This is a genomic window from Variovorax sp. CCNWLW235, assembly GCF_037204085.1.
In the GTDB taxonomy this organism is placed as follows: Bacteria; Pseudomonadota; Gammaproteobacteria; order Burkholderiales; family Burkholderiaceae_C; genus Variovorax.
The window spans coordinates 105,959-120,633 of sequence record NZ_JBBCBW010000014.1 but is presented as its reverse complement, the minus strand read 5'-3'; the positions used below and the strand labels follow the sequence as shown (position 1 = coordinate 120,633).

General features: G+C 67.2%; 16 protein-coding genes. 8 read left to right on the top strand and 8 right to left on the bottom strand.

Features of this window, described 5'->3' with window-relative positions; genetic code table 11:
* Positions 1-2: 2 nt before the first annotated feature.
* Positions 3-239 (bottom strand): hypothetical protein, encoded by a 237-nt coding sequence (locus tag V9L21_RS16880; RefSeq protein ID WP_337313763.1) that lies wholly within the window; start codon positions 237-239, stop codon positions 3-5.
* 285 nt (positions 240-524) lie between these two features.
* Between V9L21_RS16880 and V9L21_RS16875 the strand changes: the two genes are divergently transcribed.
* Entirely contained in the window at positions 525-1,097 is a 573-nt protein-coding gene (locus V9L21_RS16875; protein ID WP_337313761.1) for a hypothetical protein, read from the top strand.
* 23 nt (positions 1,098-1,120) lie between these two features.
* Here V9L21_RS16875 and V9L21_RS16870 read toward each other — a convergent pair whose 3' ends face one another.
* Both V9L21_RS16870 and V9L21_RS16865 read right to left on the bottom strand, forming a co-directional pair.
* Complete coding sequence (locus V9L21_RS16870) at positions 1,121-1,330, bottom strand: KGG domain-containing protein (protein ID WP_337313759.1); 210 nt, start codon at positions 1,328-1,330, stop codon at positions 1,121-1,123.
* Positions 1,331-1,462: 132 nt separating this feature from the next.
* Positions 1,463-1,960, bottom strand: coding sequence for a YciE/YciF ferroxidase family protein (locus V9L21_RS16865; protein WP_157613264.1), 498 nt, complete (start codon positions 1,958-1,960; stop codon positions 1,463-1,465).
* Between the two features lie 213 nt (positions 1,961-2,173).
* Between V9L21_RS16865 and V9L21_RS16860 the strand changes: the two genes are divergently transcribed.
* Complete coding sequence (locus tag V9L21_RS16860; protein WP_337313755.1) at positions 2,174-3,097, top strand: manganese catalase family protein; 924 nt, start codon at positions 2,174-2,176, stop codon at positions 3,095-3,097.
* A gap of 19 nt (positions 3,098-3,116) precedes the next feature.
* Here V9L21_RS16860 and V9L21_RS16855 read toward each other — a convergent pair whose 3' ends face one another.
* On the bottom strand, positions 3,117-4,127 hold the full coding sequence (locus V9L21_RS16855) for a chemotaxis protein CheB (RefSeq protein WP_337313753.1): 1,011 nt from the start codon (positions 4,125-4,127) through the stop codon (positions 3,117-3,119).
* Positions 4,128-4,219: 92 nt separating this feature from the next.
* Positions 4,220-8,833, bottom strand: coding sequence for a PAS domain S-box protein (locus V9L21_RS16850; RefSeq protein WP_337313795.1), 4,614 nt, complete (start codon positions 8,831-8,833; stop codon positions 4,220-4,222).
* A gap of 147 nt (positions 8,834-8,980) precedes the next feature.
* Here V9L21_RS16850 and V9L21_RS16845 point away from each other — a divergent pair, with 147 nt between their 5' ends.
* A complete protein-coding gene (locus V9L21_RS16845; RefSeq protein ID WP_337313751.1) occupies positions 8,981-9,226 on the top strand; it encodes a hypothetical protein in 246 nt (81 codons plus the stop codon).
* Here the strand turns inward: V9L21_RS16845 and V9L21_RS16840 are convergent.
* Together V9L21_RS16840 and V9L21_RS16835 are read right to left on the bottom strand one after the other, a co-directional pair.
* Positions 9,196-10,620, bottom strand: coding sequence for a sigma-54-dependent transcriptional regulator (locus V9L21_RS16840; RefSeq protein ID WP_337313750.1), 1,425 nt, complete (start codon positions 10,618-10,620; stop codon positions 9,196-9,198). The two genes, V9L21_RS16845 and V9L21_RS16840, sit on opposite strands and share 31 nt — an antisense overlap.
* A 124-nt stretch (positions 10,621-10,744) precedes the next feature.
* Entirely contained in the window at positions 10,745-11,116 is a 372-nt protein-coding gene (locus tag V9L21_RS16835; protein ID WP_337313748.1) for a histidine kinase dimerization/phospho-acceptor domain-containing protein, read from the bottom strand.
* Between the two features lie 214 nt (positions 11,117-11,330).
* On the opposite strand from V9L21_RS16835, the gene rpoN reads away from it, so the two are divergent.
* From rpoN to V9L21_RS16815, 4 genes are read left to right on the top strand one after another with little or no spacing between them, the layout of a single operon-like run.
* Complete coding sequence (gene rpoN, locus V9L21_RS16830) at positions 11,331-12,782, top strand: RNA polymerase factor sigma-54 (protein WP_337313746.1); 1,452 nt, start codon at positions 11,331-11,333, stop codon at positions 12,780-12,782.
* Between the two features lie 18 nt (positions 12,783-12,800).
* Positions 12,801-13,070 carry a hypothetical protein gene (locus V9L21_RS16825; RefSeq protein WP_337313744.1) on the top strand — a complete coding sequence of 90 codons (270 nt, stop codon included), beginning with the start codon at positions 12,801-12,803 and terminating at the stop codon, positions 13,068-13,070.
* Between the two features lie 15 nt (positions 13,071-13,085).
* On the top strand, positions 13,086-13,319 hold the full coding sequence (locus V9L21_RS16820; RefSeq protein WP_337313742.1) for a hypothetical protein: 234 nt from the start codon (positions 13,086-13,088) through the stop codon (positions 13,317-13,319).
* The gene (locus V9L21_RS16815; RefSeq protein WP_337313740.1) at positions 13,316-13,570 is read left to right on the top strand and encodes a hypothetical protein; all 255 of its coding nucleotides are present in this window, start codon (positions 13,316-13,318) and stop codon (positions 13,568-13,570) included. Before V9L21_RS16820 ends, V9L21_RS16815 begins: the two co-directional genes overlap by 4 nt.
* A 32-nt stretch (positions 13,571-13,602) precedes the next feature.
* On the opposite strand, the gene V9L21_RS16810 is transcribed toward V9L21_RS16815, so the two are convergent.
* Positions 13,603-13,887 carry a hypothetical protein gene (locus V9L21_RS16810; RefSeq protein WP_337313738.1) on the bottom strand — a complete coding sequence of 95 codons (285 nt, stop codon included), beginning with the start codon at positions 13,885-13,887 and terminating at the stop codon, positions 13,603-13,605.
* A 178-nt stretch (positions 13,888-14,065) separates the two neighbouring features.
* Between V9L21_RS16810 and V9L21_RS16805 the strand changes: the two genes are divergently transcribed.
* On the top strand, positions 14,066-14,659 hold the full coding sequence (locus V9L21_RS16805; RefSeq protein WP_337313736.1) for a DUF4142 domain-containing protein: 594 nt from the start codon (positions 14,066-14,068) through the stop codon (positions 14,657-14,659).
* The last annotated feature ends 16 nt before the right edge of the window (positions 14,660-14,675 follow it).

The window sequence follows — 14,675 nt, the reverse complement described above, 5'->3', positions numbered from 1 at the left end:
CCCTAGCGGCGCCTGTCCGGATCGGTCTCGCCTTTGTGCGGCTTGGGCGCGTCTCTGGGCGGCGGCTTCTCGCCCACCTGCATGCTTTGCGAGGCGTTGGTGCCGATGTCGCGCGAGCCCGGATAGCCATGGCGCTTGTTCGCCTCGCGGCCGATTTCGCTTCCCTCTTCAGGACTGTCTTGCCCCACGGCGCGGTTCTGGTCGATGTTCACGGGCGATTGTTCGGGAGGACGGGTCATTCTTTACTCCTGGATACCGGCTTGGCAGCATTGCTCAGCGGGTTTGCGATTCATGATGGCCGGCACCGCGGCGCACCTTGTCCTCCTGGCGCCGAGGCCGCTGTAAGCCACATACCGAGCCCTGCGTGCCGGTAAACCTTGCGGCAAATAACGGAACGCGCGGCAGCCCTTGCCCTTGCCCTTGCCCTTGCCCTTGCCCTTGCCCTTGCCCTTGCCCTTGCCCTTGCTCCGCGCCGGGCACGCCGTATGCCATGGAAAGTGTCGCCTTCAATGTTCCAGATTCACATGTCCCAACATTCCATCGTCGACGACCCGAAGGATCTGAGCCGCTGCGTGCACGACGCGCGCAATGCACTGGCCGCCATCTCCTCCGCGAGCGAAGTGCTCGCCCGGGTTGAACTTCCGCAAGACGTGCTGCACGAAGCGGCCGTCGTGGTGTCGAGGCAGGTACGCCAGCTCTCGGCCCGAATGAACGAGCTCGTCGTCCATGCGCAGCGGGCCGCGGGCGAACCCGGCCGAGCGCTGGTCGTGTCGGACGACGCCAGGCTGCTGGCGGTGCTGAGTGGGCTTCTTTCGGACGCGGGCTACAAGGTCGACCTTGCCGCGAGCAGCGACGGCGGCTACAACGTCCTCATGAAGCGAGCGCCTGAAATCGCGGTGGTCGACGTGCGGACCTCGACCGGCTCGGGGCTGGCGATGGGCCGGCGCGCGCGAGACGCCGGCTTCGAAGGCCGCATGGTGGCCGTGTGGGGCTCCTCGCTGGCGCAAGAGCAGCAGGACAAGGGCGGAATTGCCGGGTTCGATGCCGTGCTTGCAAGGACCTTCGAGCCCTCCGCCCTGCGCGCCGCGATCGCCTGACCGCGGCGGCCTGGGCCTGCTGCTTACTCCTGCTGCTGCGTGTTCGCGGCTCCCTGGGCCCGCGCGCTCAGGCTCTTCGCCCTCGCGTTGCGGGCTTCCTCGGGGGTGAATTCGTGGGCAAGGCCCAGCTCATGGGCGGTGCGCGCCCCCTTCCTGGCGATCTCTCTCTGGCGTTCGGGATCCATTCCCGCAAAGCCGCGCCGGCTGCGGATGCGCCCTTCTTGATCGTTCATCGAATGCTTTCCTTCGCTCCGCGAACACAGTGCGGGCCTGTGCGCGCAACCGCTGCGCGCCGACCTCACACGGGGCAAACGGCGTGCCCGCCCCCTTGCCGGGGTGCGGGCATGGAAAGCCGGGTCGCTCGCTCACTCCTCGGCAATGGCCTCTTCCATGGCCTGCGCCTCGGCCAGCGCGCTGAGCTTGCCGTCCGTGGCTGTTTCCTCGGCCAGCGAGGCTTCGAGCAATGAGACAGCTTCTGTGTGCCCCAGTTTCTTGGCCAGCGTGCACAGCGAGTTGTAGCCCGCAATCTCGTAGTGCTCCACCTTTCGTGCCGCGCCGATCAGGGCGGCGTCGAGCACCGGGCCTTTCTCGATCTGGTCGATCAGCGAATCGCCCTCCTCGACCAGGCCGGCCATGCCTTCGCACTTGATGCGCTTGATCTTGATCTGCAGCAGCTCGGCTATCTGTTCGATGCGCTCGACCTGGCCGCGCGTTTCTTCCAGGTGCGTTTCGAAGGCCGAGGCCAGGCCCTCGTCGGTGGCGGCGCGGGCCAGCTTGGGCAGCGAGCGCGTCATCTGCTTTTCGGCGCTGTAGGTGTCGGAAAGCTCGTGAACGAAAAGGTCGGAGAGGCTCTTGACGGGCATGTGGATTCCTCGAAAAAAAAGTTTGGTGAAAGAAACAAGGCCGATGTTTGTGATGCGTGCGCAGAGACCAAGCAAGGCTGCTTCCCAACGCCTTGTCAGTCTTTGCCGCACGCGCGGGGGGCACGCCGCTTGCCGCGAAAAACGTGCGGTGGTGCCGAAGGGCGCGGCCGTTCATTCATCAGACCCAGACCCAACCCAACGCAAGGAGTCCCCATGTTTTCTCACAACAAGCGACTGCAGTACACGGTGCGCGTGAGCGAGACCAATCCCGGCCTCGCCAACCTCATGCTCGAGCAGTTCGGCGGCCCGCAGGGCGAGCTGGCCGCGGCCTGCCGCTACTTCACCCAGGCGCTCGGCGACGACGACCCGGGCCGCAAGGACATGCTCTTCGACATTTCCACCGAGGAGCTGAGCCACCTCGAGATCATCGGCACCATCGTCGGCATGCTCAACAAGGGCGCCAAGGGGCGGCTGGCCGAAGGCGTGGAAGAGCAAGGCGAGATGTACCGCACCATCACCGGCGCGGGCAACGACAGCCACATCACGCAGGTGCTCTACGGCGGCGGGCCGCCGCTGGTCAACTCCGCCGGCGTGCCGTGGACGGCCGCCTACATCGACACCATCGGCGAGCCCACGGCAGACCTGCGCTCCAACATTGCGGCGGAGGCGCGCGCCAAGATCGTGTACGAACGGCTCATCAACCTGACCGACGATCCGGGCGTGAAGGACGCGCTCACGTTTCTCATGACACGCGAGATCGCGCACCAGAAGTCCTTCGAGAAGGCGCTGTATTCCATCGAGCCCAACTTCCCGCCGGGCAAGCTGCCGGGCGACCCGCGCTTCACCAACGTGTACTTCCGCATGTCCAAGAGCGACGCGGACCTGCGCGGCCCCTGGAACCAGGGCGAGCGCTGGGACTTCGTGCCCGTCACGCAAGAGTCGGGGCCGGTGGACGGCGGCGACGGCCTGGCCACGGTGGAGCTCAGCGATGCGGATGCGCCGGTGCTGCAGCAGATGGCGGCGCGCACGCAGTCGCGCCCCGACGGCGATCCGCTCACCGGCGCGGAGCTTGGCATGGGCGAAGGTCCGGCGCTGCCCGCGGGTGCCGACGGCACCATGCCGCCCAAAAAGAAGTAACGGTGCGGGAACGAAGGGCTCAGCTCGCGTCGAAACTCGCCGGGCTGGGCGCCTTCAACGTGAGCTTGCGCAATGCGGCGCTCACAACCGCGAGCTCGTCGGCCTCGCGCAGCGATTCTTCGGCGTTGCCCACGCCTTCCGCCTTCTGGACCTCGGCCAGCCGCCGCAAAATGGATTCCTTCTCCTGCATGGCGCGCAGGCTGGTCCACAGGGCCGCGTCGGTCACCTGCTCCTGCGTGGCGGCAAGGCTGCGCGCGCTGAAGGCGTGGCCCGTGTGGCAGCGGTAGCGCACAGGGTGCTTGTCGTGCAGTTCGAACAGCACGCCGCCGCAGTCGGGGCAGCTGAACATCGAGGGCTCGCCGATCACCTTCAGGTTTTCCACGGTGCGCTCTCCCAAGGCCACGGCGTACTCGCGGCGCAACGCGGCCGACGGCTCGCAAGCCGGCTGCTCGCGGCGCGGCTGCGCCAGCTGGAACAAAAGCTGCCCCATTTCCCGCAGCCCGACCACGTGGTCCACCTGCACCGCGGCCATCGCGCTCTGCGGCATGCTGGGCTCATGCGCTTCGGCCGGGTCCTGCACCACGGCAATGCCGCCGCAATCCTTGATGGCGCGCAGGCCGGCGCTGCCGTCGTCGAGCCTGCCGGTAAGCACCACGCCCACGGCGCGCGGGCCGCAATCCAGCGCGGCGGAACGGAACAACGGGTCGATGGCGGGGCGGGCATGGTGTTCCTTGGGCCCGCGGGTCAGGCGAATCACCCCGCCCTCGAGCAGCATGTGGTGGTCGGGCGGTGCAATGTAGATGGTGCCCGGTGCGGCCACGTCGCCCTGCTTTGCTTCAACGGCGCGGTTCGGCCCGCGGTCGTTGAGCAGGGAGGCAAGGTGGCTGCGGTGGGCGCCGATGTGCTGCACAAAGAAAATGGGCGCAGGAAAATCGGCCGGCAAGTCAGCGACCAGATCGAGCATTGCATAGACGCCGCCCACGGAAGCGCCAATGAAAATGGCTTGGTTTTGGGGAACAGAGTTCAGCATTCCTGACCAGCAGAAGTACACGAAAAAGTACGTGTCTTCCTTCAGGGCAAACGGCATGCCCGGCGCGCCCTGGGGGTGCGTCCCCCGGGCCGTCAGCCGCCCGCGGCCGCTGCCCCGTCGCGCGCCCGCAGCAGGCGCTGAACGTCTGCCGCGGCCACCGGTTTCACCAGGTGCTCGTCGAACCCCGCCTCCAGCGCCGCAAGCTTGTCTTCGGGCTGGCTCCACCCCGTGGCGGCCACAAGAAGCATGCCGCGCCCCCAGGGCTGTGCGCGAATCCGGCGCGCCACCTCGTGCCCGTCGAGCCCGGGCATGCCGATGTCGAGCACGGCCGCATCGGGCCGGAAGTGCTCCGCCACCCGAAGCGCATCGACCCCGTTGTCGGCGGTTTTTACGCTGAACCCGGCGATCGACAGCATGCGCGCCATGCCCCACAGGGCGTCCACGTTGTCGTCCGCAAGCAGCACGCGCTGCGGTGCGCCCTCCACCGCAGCAGCCGGCGAGGCAGGCTCGGATTTCACATGCCCCGGCGCGGCTTCGGATGCGAGCGGCTCCGCAAGCGGAATACGCACCGTGAACCGGCTCCCATGGCCGAGCCCCTTGCTCTCGCCGGTGACGGTGCCGCCGTGCAGTTCGACGATGTTGCGCACCAGCGCCAGCCCGATGCCCAGGCCGCCGGCCGAGCGCTCGTGCGCATGCACGCTCTGCGTGAACATCTCGAACATCGTGTCGACCGTGTCCGGGTCCATGCCGATGCCGTTGTCCGTGACGGTGAAGATCGCATGGCCGGCATCCGCATCGGCATGCACCGCCAACTGGATCTCGCCTCTCTCCGGCGTGTACTTGGCTGCGTTGGACAGCAGGTTCGAGATCACCTGCGTCAGGCGCATCGGGTCGGCATCGAGCGGAATCTCGGCGGCGAAGATGTCGAGTTCGAGCTTGTGGCGGCCCTGCTCCATCAGCGGGCGGGTCGCCTCCAGCGCCGCATCGACGATGTTCTGCGCCGCGACCCTCTCGCGGCGCAATACCAGCCGGCCGCGGCGCAGGCTTGACACGTCCAGCAGGTCGCCCAGCAGCACCTTCATGGCCGCGGCCTGGCGCCGCACCACGCGCGCGGCGCGCGCCTGCTCCTGCGTGGGAAGCGCCTCGGGCGCCAGCAGTTCGGCGGCGCCGCTGATCGATGCGAGCGGATTGCGCAGCTCGTGCGAAAGCACCGCCAGAAAGCGGTCCTTGGCGGCGTCGGCGGCTTCGAGCGCCTGGCGCGCGGCCTCGTTGGCGCGCAGCGCATCGAGCAGTTCGCCGCGGCTTTGCTCCACCTCCTGCTGCGCCGCGCGCTGCTCGCTCTGGTCGCGCAGCACCTTCACCAGGCCGACGACAGCGCCCTCGCCGTTGTGCATGGGCATGAGGGCGCCGCTGGCCCAGAAGCGCGAGCCGTCCTTGCGCTCGTGCAGCCGGTCGTCGGCCGCCCTGCCGGCGCTGAGCGCGGTGCGGGCCTCTTCCTGCGGGGCGCCCGCCGCGCGGTCTTCCTCGGTAAAGATGATGTCGGCCGAACGGCCGAGGATCTCGGCCTCGGTGTAGCCCAGGAGCCGCTCGGCGCCGGTGTTCCAGCTCTTGACGCGGCGCTCCATGTCGACCGAGAAGATCGCGTAGTCGACAGCGTTTTCGAGCATCAGCCGGAAGCGCTCCTCGCTTTCGCGCAGCGCTTCTTCGGCGGTCCTGCGTTCGCTGATGTCACTGCACACAATGAGCGCGGAATCGGGCTTGCCGCCCGCATCGGTGAGCACCGTCACGCTCTTGTGCAGCCAGATGAAGGAGCCGTCCTTGCGGACATTGCGGCTCTCGCTCTGGAACGGTTCGCCGTACCGGGCCAGCCGCGCGAACAGCGCCGAGATGGCCGGCTTGTCGGCGGCGTGCACCAGGTCGAGCGCGCTCACGCCGGCAAGCTCGTTCTCGCCGTAGCCCATGAGCTCGTGATAGCAGGTGTTGGCAAAGGTGATCTCGCCGTCGAGCCGGGTTTGCGCCACGCCCACCGAGGCCTGGTTGACGATGGCGCTGAAGCGCTCTTGCGACTGCCGCAGCGACTCCTGCGCCTCCTTCCGATCGGTGATGTCCACAAAGGTGAGCACCACGCCGGCAATGCGGTCTTCGATGGTGCGGTAGGGCCGCACGCGCGCCAGGTACCAGTTGCCGGCGCTGTCGCCCACTTCACGCTCGGAGGGCTGCAGCGTCTGCAGCACCTTGCGTGCATCCGCCGCGAGCTGCGGGTAGTCCAGCGGCGTGGTCAGGTCCGAGAGCGGCCGCCCCACGTCGGTGGCAATCAGCTTGAAGATGGCCACCGCGCTGGGCGTGAAGCGGGTCACGTGGAACTCGCGGTCCAGGAACACCGTGGCAATGGCGGTCGCATCCATCAGGTTCAGCATGTCGCTGTTGGCCTGGCCTAGATCGTCCACCTTGCTCTTGAGCTCGTGGTTGACGGTGGTGAGCTCTTCGTTGATGGACTGCAGTTCTTCGCGGCTGGTCTCGAGCTCTTCGGTCGCCGAATGAAGCTCTTCGTTCATGGCGTGCAATTCCTCGTTGCTCGCCTTGAGTTCCTCGGTCGATGTCTCGTACTGCTCCACCGTCTCGCGCAACTGCGACTTCAGGCGCGTCACCTCGCGCTCCAGGTGCTCGGCAATGGGCTCCGCATCCACACGCGGAACCACGATGCTGCCGCGCTCGCCAGCGGGCTCGCCCTGCCGCAGCAGCACCAGCAACCCGCCGCCGATCTCTTCCACCGGCATCACATGCAGCGACACCTCGACTTCGGCCTGGCCCAGCCGCACCTGCACCGGAGCCACTTCGACGGGCTGGCGCCTTTCGTTCACGTGATAGAGCGCGGTCTGCAGCTCGGCCTTCAGGTCGGGCACGATGGCGCGCAGCACGTTGCGCGAGGGCTCGCCGCCGCTGAAGTGCAGGAAAGGCGTTGCCGCGGGCGACACGTGCAGCATCTCGTGGTCCGCATCCAGCAGGATGGAAGGCGGCGCCAGGCGGTCGAGCAGCCGCAGGTGCAGCTCGCCCCAGGTCATGGTGCGGCCGTCGGAGAGCGGCGCCAGCGCGCTGCGCTGCAACTGCGCGAACGCCGCCCCCGGAATCACCGGCAGCGCGCGTTTGACATCCAGCGCCAGCGCGGCGCTGCTGCGGCCGGTGGGCACCGGCAATGCGGCCTTGGGCGCATGGCGATGCGCATAGATGCGGTGCTTCTTGTCGAGCACCGCGAACAGCGGGCTGTCCTCGTCCACTGCCTCCGATGCGCCGACGAACAGCCGGCCGCCGGGCACCAGCGCAAAGTGCAGCGTCTCGAACACGCGGGCCTGCGCCTCCCTGTTGAGGTAGATGAGCAGGTTGCGGCAGGTGGCCAGGTCGATGCGCGAGAACGGCGAATCCTTCAGCACGTCGTGCACCGCAAACAGCACCATTTCGCGCAATTCGCGCCGCACGCGGTAGCCGCGCTGTTCGCGGATGAAGAAGCGCCGCAGCCGGTCTTCAGAGACATCCGCCTCGCTGACCAGCGGGTAGACGCCTTCGCGGGCGGCGCGCACCGCGTCCTCGTCCAGGTCGGTGGCAAAGATCTGGATCGACGGCGGGCTTTCCAGCATGCGGGCATGCTCGCTGAGCAGCATCGCAATCGAATAGGCCTCTTCGCCGGTGGCGCAGGCCACCACCCACACGCGAATGGTGTCGGCCGAGGTCTTGTTGCGGAACAGCTCGTGCACCATGCCTTCCAGCGCCGAAAAGCACTCGCCGTCGCGGAAGAAATTGGTCACGCTGATCAGCATGTCCTGCAGCAGCGCGCCAGCCTCGCCGGGGCGCGTGCGCAGGCAGTCCAGGTAGGCGGCAAGGTCGCTCACGCCGTTTACCTGCATGCGGCGGCCGATGCGCCGCAGCACGGTGGCCCGCTTGTAGTTGACAAAATCGCGCCCGCTGCGGCTTCGCACAAAGGCCAGCACCTCGCGGAATGCCGCCTCGTCCACGTCGGGCGCGGGCGGTGCGTCGTCTTCGCCGTCCGGCAACTGCTCGGGCGGCAGCTTGAGCTGCCGCTCGATGCGGTAGTAGGCGTGAATGCGCGCGCCCATTTCGCGCACGGGCAACACCCAGTCGATCATGCCGGTGGCAATGGCCGACTGCACCATGCCGCTGTGCCGGGTTTCCTGCGGCTCCTGCGCCACCGTCAGGCCGCCGCGTTCCTTGATGCGCTTGATGCCGATGGTGCCGTCGCTGTCCACGCCCGAAAGAACCACCGCAATGGCATGGGCCCCGTGGGTATCGGCCAGCGTGCGAAAGAAGAAGTCGACCGCCATGTGGCGGCCCTGGCCCGGCGGAAGCGCCGCCAGTTCGATGAGCTCCCCGCGCGTGCGCAGCGCCTTGCCGGGCGGAACCACATACACCGTGTCGGGCTCGATGCGCTCCCTGCCGCCGACCAGCACCACCCGCATGCGGGTGGACCGCGCCAGCACCTGCGCCAGCGCATGCTCGTGCGCCGCGGGCAGGTACAGAACGACCACGAAGGCCATGCCCGTGTCGGCAGGCATCGCCTGCAGCAGCTCGCCCACGGCCTCGATGCTGCCGGCCGAGCCGCCGATGCCGACGACGGGCAGCATGCGATAGCCGCGCGAGGGCACGGCGTCGTCGATCTGATCGCCCAGTGCTTCCTCCGCATGGTCGGGGGTCATTTCATCCAATGCGCTATCTCCTTAGTGCTCTCCGGCAAACGGCGTACCGGCTCGGCGGCGCTGCCACCGGCACGCAGTTTGCCGGGCGGTGAACGCCTTGCGCGAGACCTTCGCCGAGCGAGAACCTTCACGCACCCGGAGACACGCATGAACGAACTCAGCAGCTATTTCGCCCGCTATCCGCTTGAAAACCCGGCGAATTATCTGGGAACAGACTTCGATCCCGCAGGCGCCGCAGCCTACAGGTTGCGGCTGCGCGGCTGGAAGGAACGCTATCGCACGCGAATGCGCGCGGCGTCCGCCGCCGCAGGCCCGTCCTTATGCTCCCGCCGGAACACGCCGTCGCAGCCGCCGGTGCCTTCTCATTGCTGGTACTCCTTCAGCCGGTTGTAGAGCGTCTTCATGCTGATGCCCAGGAGCGCCGCGGTGCGCTCCTTGTGGCGCCCGCAGCGCTCATAGGTGGCAAGAATGACGCGCCGCTCCACATCCGCGAGCTGCGTGCCCACTTCGATCACGATCTGGTCTTCCCCCGCATCGGGGGGCGCCGCAGCGCCGTCACGGTGGCCGTTGAGTGCGGGGGCTGCGAGCGGCCGGCCGCGCGTTGCATCGGGCTCCGGTCCGGCGTCCGCGACGTCTCCGGCGGGCAGCCATTCCTCGTCGATCTCGTTGCCGGAGGCCATGACCCACGCGCGCTGCACCACGTTGCGCAGTTCGCGCACGTTGCCCGGCCAGCGGTGCGCGGCCAGCCGCGCCAGCGCGCCCGGCGTGAAATGCTTGCTGCCGCCTTCCTGGCGCGCCAGGTCTTGCAGAAAGCTCGTGGCAATGAGGGCGATGTCGTCGCCGCGTTCGCGCAGGGGCGGCAGCGCGATCGGAAATACGTTGAGGCGGTACAGCAGGTCTTCGCGCATGGTGCCGCGCGCCACCGCCTCGCCGGCATCGCGATTGGTGGCCGCGATGATGCGCACGTCGGTCTGCTGCACCTGGGTGGAGCCCACCCGCATGAAGGTGCCGCTCTCCAGCACGCGCAGCAGTTTTACCTGCAGCTCGAGCGGCATTTCGGTCACCTCGTCCAGGAACAACGTGCCGCCGTGCGCGCGCTCGAAAAAGCCCTGGTGCTGGCGCTCGGCCCCGGTAAAGCTGCCGCGCTCGTGGCCGAAGATTTCGCTCTCGACGAGGTGCGGCGACAGCGCGCCGCAGTTCACGGCAAGAAACGGCTGCTCGCGCCGCCGGCTCAGGTCGTGCACCGCGCGGGCCACCAGCTCCTTGCCGGTTCCGCTTTCTCCGTGGATGAACACGGTCACCGCGGTGCCGGCCACGCGCGAAATCTGCCGGTACACGCGCTGCATGGGTTGCGAGCGGCCGATCAGGTGGCCGAAGCGCCCGGTCTCGCGCCAGAGTTCCTGCACCTCGTCGAGTTCGGCGCGCAATTGCGACGGGGCGATCAGCCGCGACAACAGGCCCTTGAGGTGCTGCGGATTGATCGGCTTCACCAGATAGTCGGCCGCGCCGAGCCGCAGCGCCCTGATCGATGTCTCCAGGCTCGCCTGCCCCGTCATGAGGACCAGCATGGTGTCGCTCACGATCTCCGGGTCGTTCAGCAGGTCGAACCCGTTCCCGTCCGGCAGGTGCAGGTCGAGCAGCAGCAGGTCGGGCCGCTGCATTGCGACCATGCGGCGTGCAGCGGCGATCGAATGCGCGCACATCACGGTGTGCCCCTCGCGCGCGACCAGGGCGGCAATCATCCGCGCCGAATCTTCGTCGTCTTCAACAATAAGTGTGTGGCCCAACTTCGTACCTGGCTTGACGCCTGTGCTGCACTGCGAACGAGTGCCTGCCTCGGATTTCGCTCGGTCTTGCGCTCGAATCTCCCATGCCGAATCTTGCTCCGACCGGCGGGAAACGCCGGACGGTTCAATCGTTCAAGCCCTGTGCGAATTCGTGCACTTGCTCTGTCAGAGAGGTCATACGCGCCACCTGCCGCTCCAGCACTTCCAGCGCTTCGCGCCTTGTGTCGGTGTCGTCGGAGGTCCGCAAAAGTTCCAAGGCCACGGCCATGGCGCCCACCGGGCTTCGAAGATCGTGTTCGAGGCGCTGCGCGCACAGCGCCTGGCGGTACATGCGCGCCTTATGCAACGCCAGCTTTTCTTCTGCAGCCCGCGCGGCGCGGGCCTTCTGCCGGAACGCGAGCCCCAGCCCCGCAAATCCCGTCATGGCGAGGCAAGCGCCGACCAGCAGCACCGGCCACGCCGGGGGCTGTTCCCTGTCTCCCGATGAAATTTTCATGGCGTGAGTTTGCGACAAACGCACCACCCCTGTCTGCCCCGGGAGAACCGCAAGATTTACCGCAAGGCTTCCAACGCACCGGCAGCAAAGGCGCGTTCGAACGCCATTTATGCGTACTTTAAAACTAGTTTTCGGCCTTGCGAACGCTGAAATACCTTGGCACGACCGTTGCGCAGCAATCCCGCCACCGGGATCGGAGGCGCTACGGAGAAACATGAACACGTCGATTGTTTTGCAGGCCCGCCAGGTGCAGGCCCCCATCTTTTCCCCCCGCCTGCAGCAGGCCGTACGGCTGCTGCAGATGTCCTCGCAGGAATACGCGCAGGCGCTGCGCGACGCGGCCGAACTGAACCCGTTTCTCGAAATCGATCCGTCCGCGCAAGAAGGCCACGAATCCGTTGCCGAAACCGTGCCGGCCGCGGCCGATGCCGCCGCGGACATCGAAGCGGCGGCGGCCTTCGACCGGATCACCGCGGCACCGGCCTCGGGCGATCGGCACCTGTCCCATGACGAAAGCTTCGACCTGATGCAGCGCGTGCCGCTGCCGGATTCGCTGCGCGCCCACTTGCACGGGCAACTCGGCGTGCTGCGCATTTCCGCCCGCGAGATGGCGTTTGCGCGTGCCATGGTCGAGGCGCTGGACGACGACGGCTACCTTCGCATCTCGCTCGAAGACGTGGGCGCCGCCCTCGGAGAAACCGGCGCGGATGCGGAGCGCGAATTGCGCACGGCCCTGCGGCGCGTGCAGGCGCTCGAACCGGCGGGCGTGGCAGCGCGCAGCGTGGCCGAGTGCCTTTGCCTGCAACTGGAGGCTGCCTCAGTGCATGGGGATGAACCCGACACGGGCGCCCGGCAACTCGCGCGCCGGATTCTCGAAGCGCACATCGGCCTCCTTGCCACGCATGACGTGGGCAAGCTTGCCAAGGCGCTCGATGCGGCGCCGCAGGAAGTGCAGTGCGCAATCGATTGCATCCGGCGCCTGAACCCGCATCCGGGCTGGCAATTCGGCGAGACCGAGGCCCGCATGGTGATACCCGACGTGACCGTGAAGAAGGTGCGCGGCACCTGGCGGACTTCGCTCAACGCCAGCGCCCTGCCGCGCGTGAAGGTGAACTCGACCTATGCGCAATTGCTCGAGAAACACGGCGCAGGCCAGTGCGCCGCCATGAAGGAATGCCTGGAGCAGGCGCGCTGGATGGTGGGCAGCGTGTCGCAGCGGGCATCCACCATTCTCGACGTGGCCCGCGCCATCGTCGCGCGGCAGAAGATGTTCTTCGAGCATGGTCCGCTCGCCATGAAGCCGCTCGGGCTGCGCGAGATCGCCGAGGAAGTGGGCGTGCACCCGTCCACCGTGTCGCGCACCGTGCACAACAAGTACATGGCCACGCCCGCCGGCGTTTTCGAGCTGCAGCATTTCTTCTCGCGCGGCCTCGAGCACGCTGCCGGCGGTGCGAGCGCGCCGGTGGCATTGCAGGGGCTCATTCGCGAGCTCATTGCGGTTGAAAAGCCGGTGGCGCCGCTGAGCGACGCGGCACTGGCGCGCCAGCTGGCGCAGCAGGGCTTTCGCATTGCGCGCCGCACCGTGACCAAGTACCGCCAGAGCATGAACATCGACCCTTTCGAGCGCCGCCGCGCCCAAGGGGGAGAAATAGGGGCTGCGGCCTAGTCCGCATAAGGAGACAACATGTCCATCGAATTTCTGCGCGTGCTCGCGAAGCACCCTGCGCCTGTGACGCTGACCAACCCCCACGACATCGACAACCTGATGGTGCTGCGGGCCGCCGGCCTGGTTGCGGCCCTGACCTTCAAGCCCGATGCCGGAGGCCGCGAGGTGGGTCGCTTTCTCGCGCTGACGCCCGACGGCCGCAGCGCGCTCGGCGCGGCGAACGACGGCTCGACCTGCGGCGTGCAGGCCATTCCGGAATTGCAGCAGTTGCCACAGTTGCCGCAGTAAAGAGAGGGGTACCGCATGTCCTACCGCTATCTCGAAAGGCTGGCCCGCAAGCGCCTCCCCATCTTCGTGGCACGGCCTTCCAAGGTTCGCGCGCTGCGGCGGCTCGCGGCCACCGGTCACGTCGACGTCCGCTTCTATCCGCCCGATTCCTGCGACGGGCAGTTCGGCGAAGTACGGGCGCTCACACCCGTCGGATGGAACGCGATTCGCGGCGCCGGTTCACCCGCCGCGGCGGAGCACCCGCAATGAACGAAGAGCAGCGCCACGAATTCGTCTACCGCGGCTGGCGCTTTGCCTATTGCGCCCGCCGCATGAAAACCGGCGTGTACCGCCCCGAGGTCGTCTGCCTAGGCGAGGGAACGAACACGCAGGAACTCATGCTGCCCAACGACACCGACGAGATCGCCTACGCCACTGAAGCGGAGGCGCTGCGGCATGCGCAGCAGCAAGCCATGCGCTGGGTGCACGACCGCACGGGCGACGGCCAGGGCCAGCTCTGAAGCACCCGCCGCGAGCCGCGGCAACAGCCCGCTCAGCGGCGCCCTGCCGACTGTGCATTGGCGCTGCGCATCATGCAGGCGGCGCGGCCTTCGGCGGTGATCGCCGTCACGATGGCGCGTTCGATCCGTCGCTCGCCAGTGCGCAGCACAACCGTCGGCTCCGTCATTGCCTGCAGCAGCGAGGCACTGCGCAGCGCAAGAATCTTGTGAATGTCGTCGGGCTCCGAGCACACCACGGGCATCTGGCGGCGGGACAGGAATTCAAGCAGTTCATAGCACTCGCTGGCATGGCCCATGCGCGATTGCGATCTTTTCATGACAGGACGTCCAAGGCGTTGAAAAGAAAGAAAGAGAGGAAGGAAGAAGAAAGAGGGGCCAACGCGAGCGGCAAGCGGCATGCCCGCATCGCGCCGGGCACGCGCGTTGCCACGAAGAAGCGGCTGCCCCGCTCCTGCGGGCGGGCCCGAAAAATCATCACCCTCAAGGAGTACATCGATGACCATCCAAAGCACTGCATTCCGATTCGGCATGGCCGCAATGGCCGCTTGCGCATTTGCTGCGACTCTTCCCGCGGCGGCGCAAAGCGCAAGCTCGCGCGGCGACCAGGCCACGGAAACCCGCAGCGCCGCCGGCAAGTCGGACCAGGCAGGCAAGCCCTCGAAGGGCGACCAGCGCATGATGAGAGACATTGCGCAGGCCAACCTCGCCGAGATCGAAACCGGAAAGCTGGCGCAGGAAAAAGCCTCGAAAGACGAGGTGAAGCAGTTCGGCAAGACCATGGTCGACGACCACACCAAGGCGCTGAGCGAGCTGCAGGAAATCGCATCGAAGAAAGGCGTGGAGCTACCGACCGAACCCGACGCCAAGCACAAGGCCACCGCTACCGCGCTGAAGGCCCTGAGCGGCGAGACCTTCGACAAGCAGTACATGTCGATGGCGGGCCTTTCCGACCACAAGAAGACGCATGAAATGCTGCAGAAGGTACAGCGCAATGCGGCCGATGCGGACCTGAAGGCCTATGCGGCCAAGACGCTGCCCGTGGTTCACGGCCACCTGACGACCGCGCAGGGAATTACCGGCAAGAAGTAAGAAAAGAAGGAAGGAA